The sequence below is a fragment of the Stenotrophomonas sp. Sm10 genome (assembly GCF_030985515.1).
GTDB lineage: Bacteria > Pseudomonadota > Gammaproteobacteria > Xanthomonadales > Xanthomonadaceae > Stenotrophomonas > Stenotrophomonas hibiscicola.
Genome location: NZ_JAPTFO010000086.1, coordinates 1 through 14,091, shown reverse-complemented (window position 1 = coordinate 14,091; position 14,091 = coordinate 1). Strand labels below are relative to the sequence as shown.

Sequence of the window (14,091 nt, the reverse complement as noted above, 5' to 3'; positions counted from 1 at the left end):
GGCGGGCCCGGACTGGGGATTCACGGCGTCCCCCGCAACCGGACCCACCCCGCCTCCCTACAGTAACCCCGCTGTTGCTGTTGCTGTTGCCTCCAGCAGGTGCAGGGCTGCAAGCCCTGCCGAACAACCCCCTACTTCAAACGCAGTGCCAGGCTGCCCCCCGCACACACCACCGCCAGCCAGGCCACGCCGTGCCACCCCCACTGCGCCAGCGCCAGGCTGCCCAGCGCACCGCCGGCGGCCATGCCGATGAACATGCCGGTGAACAACAGCGCATTGAGCCGGCTGCGTGCCGGCGGTACCAGGCCGTAGACCAGGGTCTGGTGCGCCACCAGCGCCGACTGGAAGCCGAAGTCGAACAGCAGCGCACTCACCACCAGCAACGGCAGCAGCGCGGCGGCCGGCAACCAGGCTTCGGCCAGCAGCAGGCCGAAGCCCAGCAGCGCCACCGCAATCGCCAGCCGTGCCACCGCATGGCACCCCAGTCGATCAGCAAAACGGCCGGCAAACGGCGCGGCCAGTGCACCGGCCGCACCCGCAATACCAAACGCACCCGCCGCCGCACTACCCAGACCCAGGCGGGCATGCAGCATCAGCGCCAGGGTCGACCAGAACGCGCTGAATCCCACGGCCAGCAGCGACTGGCTGGCCACCGCACGGCGCAACTGCGGCTGCTCGCGCCACAACGCCAACAACGAACCCAACAACGCCGGATAGCGCAGCGTGCTGGTCGGCGCGAAGCGCGGCAGCGCACGCGCCATCACCGCGCCCATCGCCGCCACCGATACCGCCGCCAGCACGAACTGCGTGCGCCAACCCCACGCTTCAGCCACCACGCCACTGACCACCCGCGACAACAGGATGCCGAGCAGCAGGCCGGTCATCACCCGGCCGACGATCTGGCCGCGCTGCGCATCCGGTGCCAGCACCGCAGCGGCGGGAACGATGTCCTGCGCCAGCGTTGCCATCAGCCCGACCAGCAGGCTGGCCATCAGCAGGCCCGGCAGGTGCCCGGCCATCGCGGCGGCGCCCAGTGCCAGCGCCAGCAGCGCGGACTTCAACAGGATCAGATGGCGGCGGTCGAAGCGGTCGCCCAGCGGGGCCAGCAGCAGGATGCCCAGCGCATACCCCAGCTGGGTCAGGGTCGGGACCAGGCCGGCGGCGCGCTCACCGGCGCCAAGGTCTTGGGCGATCAGGCCCAGCATGGGCTGGCTGTAATACAGCGACGCGACCGAGAAGCCGGCACCGGCCGCCATCGCCAGCACCAGGGCGGAAGGCACGGTCGCCGGTGCGGCCGCAACAGACAGCGAGGGGGTAGACATGGGGGGAGCCCCGTAGAGGAAGTGGGCGTATCCTGCCTGTATTCGCCATACGTCTGTAGTAGGCTCTGGCACATATATTTCATACGCCATACGCATGAATGACCTCGCAACCGGTGCGGATCGCCTGGATCTGCTGCGCACCTTCCTGCGCATCGTCGATGCCGGTAGCTTGTCTGCCGCGGCCGTGCTGCTGGGCACCACCCAGCCGACAGTCAGCCGACGCCTGCAGGCACTGGAGCGACAGCTCGGCCTGCGCCTGCTGCAGCGTTCCACCCACGGCCTGCAACTGACCGAGGACGGCCTGCGCTGCCAGCGTCATGCACAACGCGTGGTCGACGAATGGGAGTCGCTGCAGGCCGAACTGAACGGCGAACCGGAAACGCTGCGCGGACGCCTGCGGGTGATGGTGCCGCATGCCTTTGGCCAGGCGCAGCTGCTTCCGACCATGCTCGCGTTCCTCGCCCAGCACCCACAGCTGAGCCTGGAGTGGATCCTGGAAGATCGTCGTCCGGATTTCATCGCCGAAGGCATCGACTGCGCGGTGCGTGTGGGACCGGTCGACGAACCGCGCATGGTGGCACTGCCGCTGGCCGAAGTGCCGCGCATCGTCGTGGCAGCGCCCTCGCTGGTGGACGCCACGGCGGTCAGTACGCCGGAACAGGCGCAGGCACTGCCATGGATCTCGCTGGTCACCTACTACCGCGAACGCCTGCTGCTGCATGACGCGCAGGGGCGCGCGCATACCCTTTCGATCAGCCCGCGCCTGCTCAGCGACAACCTGTTCGTGGTGCAGCAGGCTGCACGCGCCGGGTTGGGCGCAGCGGTGGTCTCGGCCTGGCTGGTGGCCGACGACCTCGCCCAGGGGCGGCTGGTGCAGCTGCTGCCGGACTGGCAGGCGCCGGCACTGCCGGTGCATGTCGTGTTTCCTGCCGCGCGCCAGCAGCCGCCGCGGCTGCGCGCCTTCATCGATGCGATGAAGGCCGCACTGCCGCAGCTGCATGGCATGCGGCCGGCACCGCGTTAGGTCATCGGCCGCATCATCCACGCATGGCGTGGATCTACTGCTGATCGCGGGTATGGATATGCCCGGACGGCAACCGGTAGATCCACGCCATGCGTTGCGTGGATTCCGCCCCGCCCCACCCTCAATTGGCCTTCGCCGCCTCGGCATTCCACGCCGCGACCTTGGCCCTGGTATCAGCCAACATCCTGTCCAGCGCAGCGCGGTCATACACGTTGCCGCGCAGGATCACGCTGTCGATCTTCTCGGTGGCGGCGATGTCCTGCAGCGGGTTGGCGGTCAGCAGCACCAGATCGGCAGCCTTGCCCTGTGCAACGCCACCGTAGCGGTCCATCTGGCCGAACCAGGCCGGGCCGGAACGGGTGGCGGCCGACAGCGCCTGCGGCGCGCTCAGGCCCTCCTTCACGAACAGCTGCAGCTCCTGGTGCAGGGCGATGCCCGGGAAATTGAACGAATTGAGGAAGCCCGCATCGGTACCGGCGATGATCGTCACGCCGGCCTCCTGCAGCATCGGCAGCACCGCGGCCACCTGGTGGTACTGCGCGTGGCGCGCTTCGATCTGCGCCGGCGTCGCCTTCGCCGCGCGGTCCACGCGCCACTGGTAGGTCGCGCGCAGGCCCGGGCCGATGTAGGCCAGGTACGGGTCGTTGGCGTGGTCATCCTGGTCAAGGAAATCGAGGATGCGGCCGCCGTTGAGGGTCGGGGTCACGAACACGCCGCGCTTGGCGAAGTCACGGTAGGCGTGCATCGCGGTGTCACGGTCGAAGCTGGCGTCGAGGCGGCGATTGGCTTCGGCGCGGTCGATGCGGCCGGCGCCGAAGTCGGCGGCGATCTGCGCTTCATCCTTGCTGCCGGCCTTGAATGCGTAGTCCAGATGCTCGATCGACGCCAGGCCGGCATCGACCGCCTGCTCCACGGTCAGCGCCATTGGAATGTGGCCCGAGGCCTTGAAGCCGGCCTTTCGCGCCGCACCGGCCGAGTACAGGAACAGTTCCGGCTTCAGCGTGCTGTCGGTGATCTTCACGAAATCGACCTTGTCGTGCTGCAGTCGGGTGATCGCCTTGTCGACGTCGGTCTCGCTGCCCACTTCGATCGTGCCCTTCCACACCGGCTTGATGCCCTCGATCTTCGCGCCGGAACTGAGCAGGCGCGGGCCGAACAGCGTGCCCTTGGCGATTTCGCCACGCCACTGCAGCACCTGCTCGGGCAGATCGCCGGAACAATCACGCACGGTGGTGATGCCGTGCGCGATGTACAGCGGCAGCAGTGCCTTGTTCTCTTCGATCAGCGCCGGGCCACCGCCGAAATGCACGTGCATGTCCCACAGCCCCGGGATCAGGTACTTGCCCTTGGCATCGATCTGGCGGGCCGCGCTCCACTGGCTGCGCAGCTGCGCATCTGGACCGACAGCGACGATGTCCTCGCCGCGGATCACCACGCTCTGCCCGGCCAGGGTGCTGGCGTGCTCGACGTCGACCACGGTGGCATTACGGATCAGCAGGTCGGCGCGCTCGGCAGCAGATGCCGACAGCGGCGCCACCACAAGGAGGATGGCAAGGGACAACGGACGGGAACGGAACATGGACAGCATCCTGGTGGGCACGACCAGCGTGCGGGTGGAAGGGGTTGCGGCTCAGCGCACCGCGCCGTGCTGGCGCAGCAGGGATTCAATTCCGGTATAGCCGCGCTGGCGCGCGTGTGCCAGCGGCGTTACGCCATCGCCGTCGGCCAGCTCCGGGTCGGCACCGGCCTCCAGCAGCAGCTGCACGATCTGCACGTGGCGCGCGCTGCCATCGCCGAGCAGGATCGCTTCCAGCAGCGCGGTCCAGTGCAGCCGGTTGACATGGTCCACCGCCACGCCGGCCCGCAGCAGCGCGCGCACAGTGGCGACATGGCCGCGCTCTGCCGCCGGAATCAGCGCGGTGCCGCCATAGCGGTTGGTGCTGCGCAGATCGGCACCATGCGCCAGGGTCATCGCCAGGATCTCATCAAGGCCACGCGCGCCTGCGTACAGGTAGGCGCTGTCCTGCAACGCATCCTTGGCGTTGACGTCGGCACCGGCTTCGATCAGCTCGCGCGCGGCCTCCACGTTGTTGCCGTGCGTGGCCAGCAGCAGCGCGGTGCGGCCCTGGCCATCGCGCGCCTCCAGCGTGGCGCCCTCCTCGATCGCCTGTCGCACCGCATCGGCGTCGCCGCGGCTGGCAGCATCCCGCAGGCGCGCGTCTGCGTCGGCCCGGGACATGGCGGTGCAGGCGGGGGTGACCATGGCCAGCAGGCACAACAGCAGCGCGCGCGCGAAGGGCGCAGGCCAGCCAGCGGAATGATGGACGCGCATGACAGTATCTCCTCGTGTCCGTCGCCACGGAACGCCGTGCGACGGTAGCAACAGCCGCGCATTGCCGGCCCCTGCCCCGCATGGTAGAAGTCGGCCTGGGTATCCAGAAGTGAAATGTTCAAATGCAAGACAGTGCCAAATCGAATAGAACCCTGTTCGAACTGGACCTGCTGCGGGCGCTGGTGATGGTGGCCGACTGCGGCAGCTTCACGACGGCGGCCACGCGCCTGCATTCGACCCAGTCCACGGTCAGCCAGAAGGTACGCCGGCTGGAGGAACTGGCCGGGCATCGCCTGCTCGAACGCGGCCATCGCGACGTGCACCCCACCGATGCCGGCCACACCCTGCTCGGCTACGCGCGGCGCATGCTCGACCTGAACGAGGAAATGGCGCAGGCGCTGGCCGGTGCGACCGTGGAGACCGCGGTCCGCATCGGCGTGCCCGAGGATTTCGTCAACGCGCAGACCACGCGCATGCTGGCCGCCTTCAGCCGTCGCCACCCGCAGGTGAAGCTGGAGATCAGCAGCGGCCTCAGCCGCGACCTGGCGCAGGGCTTCGACCACGGTGAGCTGGACCTGGTGCTGGTCAAGCAACGCCGCAACAGCCGCCAGGCGGTGCATTGCCGGCGCGAGCCGATGCACTGGATCGACAGCCTGCGCAGCAGCTGCCTGCAGCAGGACCCGCTGCCGCTGGTCACCTTCCCGCCGCGCGGACTGTACCGCGACGAGATGATCCATGCCGTGGAAGCGCTGGGCCTGCGCTGGCGCATCGCCTTCACGAGCTCGTCGCTGAGCGGCATCCAGGGCGCGGTGGCCGATGGCATCGGCATCAGCCTGCTGCCACGCCGCGCGGTCAGCCGCGAGCACCGCATCATCGATGGCGAGCGTGAGCTGCCGGTGATCGACAACTACGAAATCGGCCTGCTGCACCGTGCCGATGCCGACGATGCCGTGCGCGCACTGGCCAGCGAGCTGTGGCGACAGGTGCAACGCGAACCGGACTGACCACAGTAGATCCACGCCATGCGTGGATGGATTTCGCGCATCACGCATCGAAACATGGTCAATCCGGCCGCACGGCCGGCAACATCGCCTCGTAGAGTGCCTGTTGTTTCCGTGCTCCACGGCGCCTTGCCATGTCCGACGAAATCCCCACCCGTTTCGATCCCCTGCCCGCTGCCCTGCAGACGCATCTGCAGCACCAGCGTTCGCTGATCGCCGCGCGCGTGGCCGCCGGCTTTCCGACGTTGCCGGTGCAGTGGCCGCTGGCGGCCACCACACTGCAGCGCGTGGTCGATGCCGAACTGATCGATCGTGACGACGGCGATGGCTGGGAAGCGCTGGGCGTGGCCTTCGGTGACACCCTGGCCCAGCGCGTGCCGGGCCTGACCTGGATGCAGGTGACCGATGCCTGGGGCATCGACGCGGTGCTGCGCTATGCCGACAGCAGCCTGCAGATCGGCGCCAGCACGCTGCTGCTCAAGCGCGTCGAGCAGGGCGAGATCATCGACATCGCCCACCTGCTTGCGTGGCTGGAAGAGTTCGTCGCTACCCGCGCCGACGATTACGCCTGACGGCATATCGGGGTAGATCCACGCCATGCGTGGATGAATGAGACCGCGCGATGGTGCCGTCCACGCCATGACGTGGATCTACAGCCAGCGGCCGTCGACCACCACCCTGCGCTCCACCGGCACCCCGGCCACGGCCGCCGGGCCGTGGTCGGCACGCACCGCCACGAACGTAGCCGGCAGGCCTTCGGCAATACCGTAGCGCGGCAGGCCGATCACCTGCGCGGCATGGGTGGTGACCATGTCCAGCGCCAGCATCAGGTCGGCATCGGTGTAGAAGCCGGAACGGTAGCCCAGCAACATCGCCCGCTGCAGCAGGTCGCCGTTGCCGTAAGGCCACCAGCAGTCGCGGATGTTGTCGTTGCCTGCGAACACGCGCACACCGGCATCATGCAGCGCGCGCAGCGGCGGGAACGGATGATCGCCCGGCGCATTGCTCATGATCGCCACACCCGCCGTGGCCAGTGCTTCGCCCACCTGCAGCGCGCGCGCCAGCGGCACGTCGCCCAGCGAATAGGCATGGCTTACCGCAACCCGCCCCTGCAGGCCGGCGGCCCGCGTCCGCGCTGCAATGCGCAGCAGCTGCGCCAGGCCGGTTTCGCCGGGCTCGTGCAGATGGATGTCCAGCTGCACGCCGTAGCGCTCGGCCAGGCCGAACAGCAGCGCCAATTGGCCTTCGGCATCACCATCGAGCGTGGTCGGGTCGATGCCGCCGAGCACCTCCACGCCCGCAGCAAGCGCCTGCTCCAGTACGGCGGCGGTGCCGGGACAGGAGATCACCCCGGCCTGCGGAAACGCCACCAGCTGGATCCGCATGATGGCGGCGCAGCGCAGCGCCGCCTCGCGCACTGCTTCGAGATGGCCGAGACCGGTGCTGGCGTCGATATCGACATGGCAGCGCATCGCCACGGTACCGAAAGCACTGCATTGGCGGATCAGCGCCTCGGCACGGTCCACCATCGGTGCCGCACCCGCCACCGCCGCCTTCTCCACCGCCAGCCGCTCACGCAGGCTGTTCACCGGCTGGTGCGGGTGCCAACGGTCGCCGACAAAGCTCTTGTCGAGGTGAATGTGGCCGTCGACCAGCCCGGGCAGCACCGCGAAGCCCTGCAGGTCGACGCATTCCGCTCCGTCATCCGGCGCGGTCTCGCCATTGAGCCCGCTGATGCGGCCATCACGGATATGGAAATGCAGTGGCGCACCGTCGCGGTCGACACCGCCATGGACGAACTGGAGGGTCATCGGGAACTCCCGGGATGCCAAGAATGGCGCCATCGTGCGCCTCGCCACAGCCATCGGCCAACGAAATATCTGGATGGCACGCATTCATCAGAGCGATGACTGCCCTGCGACAACCGGTCGCAGCCACGCCGTGCACACCCCTGAACGGGTAACATGGGCGCCTGTTTCCGCTGTGATGCCGCATGGGCCCGTCCGACCGCCACGATCGTCTCCGCCGCTGGCAGGCCGCGTCCCTGCTTGCCGCCGCCCCGATCGCCAGCCTGTCCGCCACTGATGCGGCGGCCGCTGCGCCGCTGCAGTCGCCGCCGGGCCAGCAGCGCATTGCCCCGGCTGCACTGGTCGAGCGCCTGCACCAGCGCGTGCTGTCCGGGCAGAGCGCCACTGCCACGCTGGAACACTGGTGTGCCGAACATGGCCTGGCCGAACAGGCGCGGGTCCGCGCGGTGCGTGTGCACGGCCAGGACAAGCCTGCCCCCGCCGATGTGCTGCAGGCGCTGGGTGTGAAGCCGGGTGCCGACCTGCGCTATCGCCGCGTGCAGCTGGTCTGCGGCAGCCGCGTGCTGTCCGAGGCCGACAACTGGTACCTGCCCGGCCATCTCAGCCCGGCCATGAACCAGGTGCTGGACAGCACCGACGAACCCTTCGGTCGCGTGGTCGGCCCGCTCGGTTTCCAGCGCCAGACCTTGGCCGACCAGACGTTCTGGCCGCCGCGGGGCGAAGGCGACCGCGGCGTGATCCTGGAGGTGCGTGCCCTGTTGCGCGACCGCCAGCAGCAGCCTTTCAGCTACGTCATCGAGTCGTACCTGCAGCAGGCACTGCCCTAGGCCGCCGGCGCGCGCCATCACAGCGGATAGGGACACAGCAGAAGGCCCGGCATTGCCGGGCCTTCTGTCTGCCCGCCCGATCAGCGGAACCGGTAGTCCAGCTGCACCCAGTACTGGCGGCCATACGGGTCGTAGTTGCCGACCGGGTAGAACGGCCAGCCGCCACCGTTCCTGTCCGCCGGCGGGCGGCTGTCGCGCAGGTTGTTCACGATCACGCCCACCGACAGGTTCTCGCCGAACTGGCGGAACACGCTGGCGTTGTACGTCATGTACGGCGCGATGCGGCCACTGCCATCGGTCTTCGGCAGCGAGCCGAAGCGGTTGCCGTACAGCGTAGTGGTCCAGTCACCCTGGTTCCAGGTGATGCTGCCGTTGGCCTTGCTGCGCCACTGGTAGTCATCCAGCGAATTGCGGATGTCACGCTCCGGATCATCGGAGAACTGCCGGTACTTGTGCTCCAGCACCACGGTGTAGGCCAGGCGCGTGGTGAACCGGCCATAGTGGCCGGCATCGAAACGCCAGTTGCCCTTCAGGTCCAGGCCGCGCACCGATTCGGAGGCCGCGTTGATCGGGTTGATCAGCACGCGGGTTACCTGGTCCGGCTGCACCGTGGCATTGGACGGGTTGCGGATCACCCGCGACAGCGCGTCCTGGCACAGCGGTGAACCGATATCGCGTGCTTCGCCACCCAATGTGCGGCCCAGGCGGCAATCGGCTTCATCACGAAGAATACGGCTGGTGTCGAGGCTGGTGACCTCATTGTCGATACGGATGTCGTAGTAGTCAGCACTGAAATCCAGCCCGGACAGCGGCGACCAGACCACGCCGAAACCATAGGATTTGGCGGTTTCCGGCTGCAGCTGTGCGTTGGCGCGGTTGCTGTAGTCGATCGACAGGCCGTTGTAATCGCAGTTGTCATACGACTGGCCTGCGGTGCGGCAGCGCCAGTAATCGGTCATGCCCGGGTTGTAACCACGCGTCTCGGTCGCGAACACGTAGTTCATGTCCGGCGCCCGGAAGCTGCTGGCAGCGGTACCACGGATCAGCAGGCTCTCGATCGGGCGGAACTCGACGCCGAAGCTCCAGGTCGCCTTGCCGATGTGCTCACCACCGGCACGGTACTGGTCATAGCGCCCGGCCAGGGTGGTGGTGAGCGACTGCAGCAACGGCAGCTGCAGCTCCACGCCGGCAGCATAGCGGTCGCGCTCGCCACCGGCACCAATACCGGCGCTGGTGTTCCAGAATTCACCGGTGCCCAGTCGCGGGTCCGGTCGATTGCGATAGCCCTGGCTGCCAGCCTCGACCACCGCGGCCAGCGCAGCGTCGCCACCGGGCAGTGCGAACAGCCGGCCGTTGACGCTGGCGCTGAAGGTCTGCAGCCACGCCGCGTTGCGGCTCTCCTGGTAGCCGGACAGGCTCTGGTACTCGTTCGGGCTCAGCGGCTGGAACAGGCGCGCCGGATCCGGCGCATAGACCTCTACGCCATTGCGCACGCCCAGCTTCGGGCCAAGCAGGTATTCGTTGATACCGGCCAGCAGCACCGGGCGGCGGGTGCGGTTCTCGTAACGCGAGCGGCCGTACACCGCCTCATAGTCCCAGCCAGTGTCGCCGATCTGGCCGCGCGCACCGACGTTGAATGACCACGAGTTTTCCAGGAAGCGGTTGGCGTTGCGCGGCAGGCCACCGATTTCCTCGGGCGCAAAGCGGCGGTACCAGCTTTCCAGGTTGCCGGTGGTCTGGTTGTAGAAGTAGTTGCGCGCCGAGGTCCAGGTGGGCGCACGGGTGTTGTTGGTGATGCGTGCACTGCCCACGGCCAGGTCGGCGAACAGGTCGGTGGTCTCGTTGACGTGGAAGGTCAGCAGGCCGTAGCCGTTGAGGTTGCGCTTCTCGGTCTGCACCGTCCAGTAGCTGGCGGCGGCCTCGTTGCTGCCGCAGTACCAGCCCTGGCGCGGGTTGAAGGCACGGAACACGCTGCCGCCATAGATGTCCGACGCCGCGTCGCAGCCATTGGCGCCCGGATCGATGTTGCGACCGGTAGCGGCGTTGCGGCGATACGCGATCGCGGTCGCCTGCGGCGCCTTGCCGGCGGGGTCATCATCCAGCGAGTCCATGAAATCGCGCTGGCGCGCATGGATCGCCTTGCGCACGTCGAACTCGAAGCCGAACAGGGCATCCCAGCGCTCGCCGGAACTGCCACCGACCACCTGCGCGCGCTGGTTGTCACCCCCGCCCTGCTGGGTGCCGCCGGCCCGCACGTTCACGTCCACGCCCTCAAAGCGGTCCTTGAGGATGATGTTGACCACACCGGCGATGGCATCGGAGCCGTACACCGCCGACGCACCGGCCGCCAGCACCTCGATGCGCTCGATCAGCGCACTGGGGATGTTGGCCAGGTTGACCACGTTTACCGAGCCCTCGTAGGCCAGCGGATAGTCGGCCTGGCGGCGGCCGTTGACCAGCACCAGCGTGCGGTTCGGGCCCAGCCCGCGCAGGTTGATGGTGTTGGCGGCCGGGGTGAAGGTATTGCCGAAGTCCTCGCCCTGCACGTTGCCGGTGTTCTCGGTCAGCGCGCTCAGCGCATCGAAGGCATTGCGGTAGCCCTGCGCGTCGATCTGCTCGCGGCTGATCACCGTCACCGGCGAGGGCCCCTCGACACTGGCGCGCGGAATGCGCGAGCCGGTGACCTTCACTTCCTGCAATGTGGTGGGCGCGCTTTCCTGCGCGAAGGCCGGCAGCGAAACCAGCATCAGGGACGACAGTGCGAGCACCAGCGGACGCGGGCGCAGCGCCTTGGGGGAGGCGGACATGGGCTTCCTGGGGGGAGTTGGGCGGGTGGTAGCGGGAGCGGCCTGTGGGGCACATAACGATCCCGTAACGAAAGTGTCCTGAATGGGTGGTTTCAACGGAAATGACCAGGCCTGATGGCCTTATGCCTGAACCGAATCAGTCCCCCGGCGCCGCTCACCGCATTTTTGCAATGTTTTGAATGGTGCAGGGGGGCGGGCACGGCCATCGTGCCGGGGATGATGATCCCGTATCCCACCCCGCTTCTCCCCCCGTTGCGGCCGGTGCTGCGCCGTCACCTGCTGCAGCTGCAGGCCGCACCGGTCACCCTGCGCCCGTTCCAGCGTACCGACCTGCCGCGCTGGCGCTTGTTCGATGATCGCCGCCGGCGCGGCCGACGCCATCCGGCGGGTATCGACGAGGAAGCCCGCTTCCTGGCCCACATGCACCGCTCGCGGCTGGAGCAGGACAACGATCAGCTGATGCTGGGGGTATTCCATGACGAGCACGGCACAGTACTGGACCAGTTGCATGTCCGCCTGCAGTGCTTGCAGACGCGCTGCGCCGAGCTGTTGTCGCTGCAGCATTGGCACCCGCACGCGGATGCAGCGCTGCGGGCGCTGTGCCCGTTCCTTTTCGAGGATGTGGGTGTGCACCGCCTGTTCGTGATGCTGCCACCGGACTGCAGCAGCCCGTTCGCCACTGCACTGCACGCCTTCGGCTTCGAACAGGAAGGGCTGCTGCGCGACCATCACCTGGATCTGGACGGTTGGCAGGATCGCCAGCTGCTGGCGCTGACCGCGCCGGTCTGGCGCAGCCGCCAGCACCCCGAGAGTTAGCGGACCCGCTCCAGCGATGCACCTGCGCCGGTCAGCACTGCGCAGGCGTGGTCCTGCAGCTCTTCAGCGCTGGCCTCGTTACCGGTGCCGGGGTCCACACGGGTGGCCAGCAGGATGAAGCCGGGGCCACCCTGCACGGGTTCCCGGCCGGCCACCACCAGGCTCCACTGGCCCACGTCGCCCACGCCGGCGAGGTCATAGGCCAGCAGATTGAGCGGATTGGCGGTCAGTTCCGCGCCCGGCAACAGGCGGGCCTGGTACTGATGACCACGCAGCGGCACCGGCAGCGGTGCCCAGCGGCTGCCCAGGGCAGCGGCATGCGCGTCCAACACCTGCAGCACGTCGGCACGCAGGCAATCCACGTGGATGTGCAGCTGGTGCTGCGAACGGCCGTGCGGCGAGTTCAACGCCAGGCTCGCGACGTTGCGCGGCAGCGGTTGCCGCAAGGCCTGCTCGGTGTGGCTGCGCGCCTGCCAGGCCGCAGCGAAGTAGTTCGGTGCACCGCGCTGGTACAGGCTGCGGCTCTCGATACCGCTGACCTTGTCCAGCGGCATCAGCAGGAACTGGTAGTCGCCGTGCGCGTCCTTGACCAGCACATCGCGGCGGTCTGCGGCCGGCTCCACCCGCAGGCAGTCACCCCGCGGCCCTCCAGCGCCACGGCAGTCACGCTCGATCAACCGCCACAGCGCATCGGCATGAGCTGGTGGCGGCGGCGCGCTTGCACAGGCAGACAAGAGCAGAAGGGACGGCAGCAGGAAGGGGCGCAGGGACACGGAAACAACTCACGGAACAGGCACGGCACACAGCGCCGCGCTGCATTCTAGCCAGTGCGCTGCTGCAATCAGTAGGTGCCGAACGGTACTTCAACCACGATCGGTGCCCCGCCCTCGCCCGCCTGCAGGCTGTAGCGGTCCAGCGCACCATCGTCATCCGCATGCGGCTGGCGTTGGAAATGCAGCGGATAGCGAATGTCTCCCAGGCGGACGGCGCTGCCGTCGGCCTCCAGCGCGGCACCTTCGGGAATAAGCAGCCCGCCCAGGTCGCTGTAGGCGCCCGGCACGTCGGCGAAGCTGTAGTCGGCCAGTTCGTCCACCCGTTGCATCGCATAGACGTGCGGCACATAGGGACGTACCGGGCTGCGGCCATTGCTCAGGTCGGTCACCCAGGCCTGCGGCAGGTGGTACTGCTCACGCAGCGCGGCCACCCCCAGCGAGGGGCTGGCCACCTGCAGGCAGCACACCGCGCGCTTGCCCTCACGATCGAGGATGGCGAAACGGTCACCGCGGGTGGCCGCCTGCGGCAGCATGGCAAAGGCCAGATTACGCTGCGCAGGCTCGTAGCCCGCTTCGGTCTGCAGGTTGCGCCAGGCGCCGAACACCGGGGTTTCGACCGCCGCAGGTTCCGGATCGGCAGCGGACGCGGCAGACGCCACGCCCAGCAACGACAGCGCCAGCGCCAGCGCCAGCGCCGTCATCGTCTTGTTCTTGCCGCGGAAACTGCCTGACGTCATACCGTACCCAACACCTGCGCCGGAAGGGCCCGGCCTGCCTGCTGGCGTACTGCCAGCCATTGCTCCCACTATGCAATGACCACGCTGTGCCGGCAATGACCGGGGCGCTGACGCCTTTCGCACGCTCGGTGCTATCGTTCCCGCCATCTTCCCCTGCGCAGGAGCGCTCGCATGTCCGCATTCCGTCTGTCCCTGTTGCTGCCGGCCTCTGCCCTGCTGCTGTCGGCCTGCGTCAGCACCCCTGGCCCGGAAGTCAAAGGCAGCGGCCGCTGCGACGCCAGCCAGCTGGGCTGGGCGATCGGCCAGCCGGCCAATGAGCCCAACATCCGCCGCCTGTCCCGCGAGAGTGGTGCCGGCCTGGTCAACCCGATCGGCCCCAGCACCATCACCACCAAGGACATCCGCCAGGACCGCCTGCGCGTGTTCGTGGACAAGGACAACGTCATCACGTCCACGCGCTGCGAGTAAGCGCCGCCACAGGCTTCTGTAGAGCCGAGCCCACGCTCGGCTGCTCTCTGGTCCGGCCACGCGAGAACCCGAGTCGAGCATGGCTTGTATGTTCCTCCCGGCTTGTATGTTCCTCCCGGCTCCTACGCGGTATGTAGGAGCCGGGGTGGAGGGACCGTCAAGCATGCATCTGCGGA

General features: G+C 68.1%; 13 protein-coding genes. 6 read left to right on the top strand and 7 right to left on the bottom strand.

The features are described from left to right. Window positions 1-131: 131 nt before the first annotated feature. The gene (locus tag O0J15_RS18055; RefSeq protein ID WP_308306072.1) at window positions 132-1,322 is read right to left on the bottom strand and encodes an MFS transporter; all 1,191 of its coding nucleotides are present in this window, start codon (window positions 1,320-1,322) and stop codon (window positions 132-134) included. A gap of 94 nt (window positions 1,323-1,416) precedes the next feature. On the opposite strand from O0J15_RS18055, the gene O0J15_RS18050 reads away from it, so the two are divergent. Beyond that, window positions 1,417-2,346 (top strand): LysR family transcriptional regulator, encoded by a 930-nt coding sequence (locus O0J15_RS18050; RefSeq protein ID WP_155029738.1) that lies wholly within the window; start codon window positions 1,417-1,419, stop codon window positions 2,344-2,346. Between the two features lie 121 nt (window positions 2,347-2,467). On the opposite strand, the gene O0J15_RS18045 is transcribed toward O0J15_RS18050, so the two are convergent. Together O0J15_RS18045 and O0J15_RS18040 are read right to left on the bottom strand one after the other, a co-directional pair. Further along, a complete protein-coding gene (locus tag O0J15_RS18045; protein WP_308306071.1) occupies window positions 2,468-3,925 on the bottom strand; it encodes an amidohydrolase family protein in 1,458 nt (485 codons plus the stop codon). A gap of 51 nt (window positions 3,926-3,976) precedes the next feature. After that, window positions 3,977-4,678, bottom strand: a complete 702-nt coding sequence (locus O0J15_RS18040; protein ID WP_308306070.1) for an ankyrin repeat domain-containing protein — start codon at window positions 4,676-4,678, stop codon at window positions 3,977-3,979. Between the two features lie 122 nt (window positions 4,679-4,800). Between O0J15_RS18040 and O0J15_RS18035 the strand changes: the two genes are divergently transcribed. After that, window positions 4,801-5,682: a LysR substrate-binding domain-containing protein gene (locus O0J15_RS18035; RefSeq protein WP_033833894.1), complete on the top strand. Its 882-nt coding sequence runs from the start codon at window positions 4,801-4,803 to the stop codon at window positions 5,680-5,682. 131 nt (window positions 5,683-5,813) lie between these two features. Continuing rightward, entirely contained in the window at window positions 5,814-6,251 is a 438-nt protein-coding gene (locus O0J15_RS18030) for a DUF3806 domain-containing protein (protein WP_308306069.1), read from the top strand. A gap of 78 nt (window positions 6,252-6,329) precedes the next feature. Here O0J15_RS18030 and O0J15_RS18025 read toward each other — a convergent pair whose 3' ends face one another. Continuing rightward, the gene (locus O0J15_RS18025) at window positions 6,330-7,490 is read right to left on the bottom strand and encodes an amidohydrolase family protein (RefSeq protein WP_308306068.1); all 1,161 of its coding nucleotides are present in this window, start codon (window positions 7,488-7,490) and stop codon (window positions 6,330-6,332) included. A gap of 182 nt (window positions 7,491-7,672) precedes the next feature. Here O0J15_RS18025 and O0J15_RS18020 point away from each other — a divergent pair, with 182 nt between their 5' ends. After that, on the top strand, window positions 7,673-8,314 hold the full coding sequence (locus O0J15_RS18020; protein ID WP_111099211.1) for a hypothetical protein: 642 nt from the start codon (window positions 7,673-7,675) through the stop codon (window positions 8,312-8,314). A gap of 80 nt (window positions 8,315-8,394) precedes the next feature. On the opposite strand, the gene O0J15_RS18015 is transcribed toward O0J15_RS18020, so the two are convergent. Then, window positions 8,395-11,121, bottom strand: coding sequence for a TonB-dependent receptor (locus tag O0J15_RS18015; RefSeq protein ID WP_308306067.1), 2,727 nt, complete (start codon window positions 11,119-11,121; stop codon window positions 8,395-8,397). 216 nt (window positions 11,122-11,337) lie between these two features. On the opposite strand from O0J15_RS18015, the gene O0J15_RS18010 reads away from it, so the two are divergent. Further along, the gene (locus tag O0J15_RS18010; protein ID WP_134735541.1) at window positions 11,338-11,937 is read left to right on the top strand and encodes a GNAT family N-acetyltransferase; all 600 of its coding nucleotides are present in this window, start codon (window positions 11,338-11,340) and stop codon (window positions 11,935-11,937) included. Here O0J15_RS18010 and O0J15_RS18005 read toward each other — a convergent pair. Continuing rightward, complete coding sequence (locus tag O0J15_RS18005) at window positions 11,934-12,710, bottom strand: CDP-diacylglycerol diphosphatase (protein ID WP_134735540.1); 777 nt, start codon at window positions 12,708-12,710, stop codon at window positions 11,934-11,936. The genes O0J15_RS18010 and O0J15_RS18005 overlap by 4 nt on opposite strands. 68 nt (window positions 12,711-12,778) lie before the next feature. Further along, window positions 12,779-13,447 (bottom strand): decarboxylase, encoded by a 669-nt coding sequence (locus O0J15_RS18000; RefSeq protein ID WP_134735539.1) that lies wholly within the window; start codon window positions 13,445-13,447, stop codon window positions 12,779-12,781. 171 nt (window positions 13,448-13,618) lie between these two features. On the opposite strand from O0J15_RS18000, the gene O0J15_RS17995 reads away from it, so the two are divergent. Further along, on the top strand, window positions 13,619-13,915 hold the full coding sequence (locus O0J15_RS17995; RefSeq protein ID WP_005410030.1) for a hypothetical protein: 297 nt from the start codon (window positions 13,619-13,621) through the stop codon (window positions 13,913-13,915). The last annotated feature ends 176 nt before the right edge of the window (window positions 13,916-14,091 follow it).

What these genes read in the sequence shown, in the direction of transcription:
- O0J15_RS18055 (WP_308306072.1), bottom strand. Translation starts at nt 1,322, where the DNA reads ATGTCTACCCCCTCGCTGTCTGTTGCGGCCGCACCGGCGACCGTGCCT.
- O0J15_RS18050 (WP_155029738.1), top strand. Translation starts at nt 1,417, where the DNA reads ATGAATGACCTCGCAACCGGTGCGGATCGCCTGGATCTGCTGCGCACC.
- O0J15_RS18045 (WP_308306071.1), bottom strand. Translation starts at nt 3,925, where the DNA reads ATGTTCCGTTCCCGTCCGTTGTCCCTTGCCATCCTCCTTGTGGTGGCG.
- O0J15_RS18040 (WP_308306070.1), bottom strand. Translation starts at nt 4,678, where the DNA reads ATGCGCGTCCATCATTCCGCTGGCTGGCCTGCGCCCTTCGCGCGCGCG.
- O0J15_RS18035 (WP_033833894.1), top strand. Translation starts at nt 4,801, where the DNA reads ATGCAAGACAGTGCCAAATCGAATAGAACCCTGTTCGAACTGGACCTG.
- O0J15_RS18030 (WP_308306069.1), top strand. Translation starts at nt 5,814, where the DNA reads ATGTCCGACGAAATCCCCACCCGTTTCGATCCCCTGCCCGCTGCCCTG.
- O0J15_RS18025 (WP_308306068.1), bottom strand. Translation starts at nt 7,490, where the DNA reads ATGACCCTCCAGTTCGTCCATGGCGGTGTCGACCGCGACGGTGCGCCA.
- O0J15_RS18020 (WP_111099211.1), top strand. Translation starts at nt 7,673, where the DNA reads ATGGGCCCGTCCGACCGCCACGATCGTCTCCGCCGCTGGCAGGCCGCG.
- O0J15_RS18015 (WP_308306067.1), bottom strand. Translation starts at nt 11,121, where the DNA reads ATGTCCGCCTCCCCCAAGGCGCTGCGCCCGCGTCCGCTGGTGCTCGCA.
- O0J15_RS18010 (WP_134735541.1), top strand. Translation starts at nt 11,338, where the DNA reads ATGATGATCCCGTATCCCACCCCGCTTCTCCCCCCGTTGCGGCCGGTG.
- O0J15_RS18000 (WP_134735539.1), bottom strand. Translation starts at nt 13,447, where the DNA reads ATGACGTCAGGCAGTTTCCGCGGCAAGAACAAGACGATGACGGCGCTG.
- O0J15_RS17995 (WP_005410030.1), top strand. Translation starts at nt 13,619, where the DNA reads ATGTCCGCATTCCGTCTGTCCCTGTTGCTGCCGGCCTCTGCCCTGCTG.